This is a genomic window from Bathymodiolus azoricus thioautotrophic gill symbiont (assembly GCF_001298715.1).
Classification (GTDB): domain Bacteria; phylum Pseudomonadota; class Gammaproteobacteria; order PS1; family Pseudothioglobaceae; genus Thiodubiliella.
In genome coordinates this window covers 1-2,890 of record NZ_CDSC02000073.1, presented here as the reverse complement: position 1 = coordinate 2,890, position 2,890 = coordinate 1, and the positions used below count along the sequence as shown (strand labels likewise).

The 2,890-nt window shown below is 39.3% G+C and carries 4 protein-coding genes; 3 read left to right on the top strand and 1 reads right to left on the bottom strand.

Going from position 1 to position 2,890, the window contains the following annotated elements; all coding sequences use genetic code 11:
- Positions 1-68: 68 nt before the first annotated feature.
- Positions 69-902 carry a 3-deoxy-8-phosphooctulonate synthase gene (gene kdsA, locus BAZSYMA_RS01585; protein ID WP_090714918.1) on the bottom strand — a complete coding sequence of 278 codons (834 nt, stop codon included), beginning with the start codon at positions 900-902 and terminating at the stop codon, positions 69-71.
- 55 nt (positions 903-957) lie between these two features.
- On the opposite strand from kdsA, the gene trpC reads away from it, so the two are divergent.
- From trpC to BAZSYMA_RS01570, 3 genes are read left to right on the top strand one after another with little or no spacing between them, the layout of a single operon-like run.
- Complete coding sequence (gene trpC, locus BAZSYMA_RS01580; protein ID WP_090714916.1) at positions 958-1,764, top strand: indole-3-glycerol phosphate synthase TrpC; 807 nt, start codon at positions 958-960, stop codon at positions 1,762-1,764.
- Positions 1,761-2,174, top strand: a complete 414-nt coding sequence (locus tag BAZSYMA_RS01575; RefSeq protein WP_090714913.1) for an OsmC family protein — start codon at positions 1,761-1,763, stop codon at positions 2,172-2,174. The genes trpC and BAZSYMA_RS01575 overlap by 4 nt, the downstream gene beginning before the upstream one ends.
- Entirely contained in the window at positions 2,152-2,388 is a 237-nt protein-coding gene (locus BAZSYMA_RS01570) for a hypothetical protein (RefSeq protein ID WP_180323711.1), read from the top strand. Before BAZSYMA_RS01575 ends, BAZSYMA_RS01570 begins: the two co-directional genes overlap by 23 nt.
- Positions 2,389-2,890 lie beyond the last annotated feature (502 nt).

Here is a 2,890-nt window from a genome sequence, read left to right as displayed (position 1 = left end):
ATATATTATTCTCTTATCTGCTTATGTGCCGTATTTTAAACGAATTGAATTTTTATAATTATAACCACCTACAAAGACGCCTCTAACAACTCATTTTTCTTAACCAAATCATCAAGCCCCTGCAAGGTCTTTAACAACGCTCCCATCTTATCAATCGGCATAGAATTAGGGCCATCGCTAAGGGCTTTTTCTGGGTTGGGGTGAGTTTCCATAAAAATACCGCTGATACCGACTGCAATAGCGGCACGGGCTAAAACTGGCACCATTTCCCGTTGTCCGCCTGAGGTTGTGCCTTGTCCACCAGGTTGTTGCACTGAATGGGTAGCATCAAATACCACGGGGCAACCAGTAGCACGCATTTGCGCCAAACCACGCATATCTGATACTAAGGTGTTATAACCAAAGCTGGTGCCTCTGTCGCAAACGGTGATTTGCTGATTGCCGGCTTCTCGGGCTTTAGCAACAACATTGCTCATATCCCACGGTGCTTGAAATTGGCCTTTTTTAATATTGACAGGAATACCCTGCTTGCACACATTTTGAATGAAGTTGGTTTGACGCACTAAAAATGCAGGGGTTTGCATCATATCTACCACGCTGGCAACCTCATCAAGCGGTGTGTCTTCGTGAACATCGGTTAGAACTTTGCAGTCGACTTCATCTTTTACTTTTTGTAAAATGCGTAACCCCTCTTCAATACCTAAGCCTCTAAAGCTACTAGTGCTGGTGCGATTGGCTTTATCATATGAAGATTTGTAAATAAAATTAATACCCAACTCCTCAGTGATTTTTTTTAAATAAGTAGCAGTCTCTAAGGCTAATGCCTCAGATTCAATAACACAAGGGCCTGCAATCAGGAAAAATGGCTGGTCAATACCAACTTCAAAATCTAATAATTTCATGGTTATGATTTATACAAAAACTCAACGCTCATTATATCGTTTAAAATAGTAGACTATGACGAATACACCTGACATTTTAAAAAAAATTATCGCACGCAAAGAAGTTGAAATTGCCGAATGTAAAAACAATATTTCAGAAAAACAAATGCTGGATGCTGCTTATAAAAACCGTGATACACGCGATTTTTACCAAGCATTGAAAGATAAAGCAGACGCCAAACAAAATGGTGTTATTGCAGAAATCAAAAAAGCATCACCTTCTAAAGGTGTATTGCGTGAGAATTTTAACCCTGTTGAAATCGCTAAAAGCTACGAGAAAGCAGGTGCAGCTTGCTTATCAGTTTTAACCGATAAAGACTTTTTCCAAGGTGACAACCAATATTTGAGCGATGTGCGAGAAGCAGTATCAATACCAGTGTTACGCAAAGAATTTATTATAGACCCCTATCAGATTTACGAAGCCAGAACCTTAGGTGCTGATTGTATTTTACTAATTACTGCTTGTCTAAGCGACGAACAAATGGAAGACTTTGCAATGCGTGCCATTGCTATTAATATGGATGTTTTGGTTGAGGTGCACAACATAGAAGAATTAGAGCGTACATTACAATTGCGCCTGCCAATGATTGGCATTAACAATAGAAACTTACGCACCTTTGATGTCTCTTTAGAGACAACCGTTGAACTCATGAAAGAAATCAAAGAAGACACTTTGATTATCACCGAAAGTGGTATTTTAACTGCAGATGATGTCAACTTTATGCGGGAGCACAATATTTACAGTTTCTTGGTTGGCGAGGCATTTATGCGTCAAGATGATCCAGGAAAAGCACTACAAGACATCTTTAGAGTAAATAAATGAAGACAACAGTCAAATGGATTGATAACATGATGATGGTTGGTGAGTCAGCCAGTGGCCACGCTGTGGTGATGGATGGACCTCAAGATTTAGGCGGCAAAAATCTAGGTATTCGCCCAATGGAGATGTTACTCCTTGGTATGGGCGGTTGCACAACCATTGATGTGGTATCAACACTGAAAAAAATGCACCAAGAAGCACATGATTGTCGCGTAGAAATATCTGCCGAGCGTGCTGAAGAACATCCAAAAATATTCACTAAAATTCACCTTCACTTTATTATTAAAGGCTCTGATTTAAACGATAAAAAAGTGGGTAAAGCCATAAGTCTGTCTGCTGATAAATATTGCTCTGCCTCCATCATGCTGGGCAAAGCTGCTAGCATAACCCATGATTTTGAAATCCATGAATAACACTTGGGGGTGGCTGGGCACGATTACGGGTATTACTGGTGGCTCACTAGTCGCACTCAACTTTAGCCACTCAAAATATGGCTATATTTTCTTTATGGTTTCGGCCGTCAGCTGGATTATTCAAGGTGTTAAAAATCATGACAAACCCTTGGTCTTATTAAATACTGTTTTTGTCTGCGTCAACACATTGGGCATCTACCATTGGTTCTTTTAAAAGGAAAATTCCATTTATTCTTCTTATTTTATCTCGCTCATTTAAACTCTAAAAAAAGCAAAATACTATATTTACTAAGGCTTAAAACAGGGGATGGCGCGCTCATTCATTGCTGATAATGTTGCTGTCAATAAGCCAACCGTATCCAGATAGATTGCTCATAATATAGGTAAGCGGTATTATCATTAACGCAACAATAGCAAAGAATTTACCTATCATCGGAAAATTGCGCAACAACCAAAAACTAAAGTTTACTTTGCCAGCCCTTATTCATCATGGGAGAGAGAATTAAGTGTAACATACCGATAGCTTGCTTAGGCGCTACCCATCTAAACAAATGACATTTGACAATTTTGAAGCACAACTACTTAACAAGGCTATTGCCTTATTGAGTAGCAGACCAAGCAAAAGCCTGAATGATCAAATACCAAAAATGGTGTAAAGTGTCGTGCTAGCACCCGCTTATAGATCCATAATGCAACAAATGCTATAATAAAGATCC

Excerpts from the sequence above, each read along its gene's own strand:
- kdsA (WP_090714918.1), bottom strand. The coding sequence starts at position 902 with ATGAAATTATTAGATTTTGAAGTTGGTATTGACCAGCCATTTTTCCTG.
- trpC (WP_090714916.1), top strand. The coding sequence starts at position 958 with ATGACGAATACACCTGACATTTTAAAAAAAATTATCGCACGCAAAGAA.
- BAZSYMA_RS01575 (WP_090714913.1), top strand. The coding sequence starts at position 1,761 with ATGAAGACAACAGTCAAATGGATTGATAACATGATGATGGTTGGTGAG.
- BAZSYMA_RS01570 (WP_180323711.1), top strand. The coding sequence starts at position 2,152 with ATGATTTTGAAATCCATGAATAACACTTGGGGGTGGCTGGGCACGATT.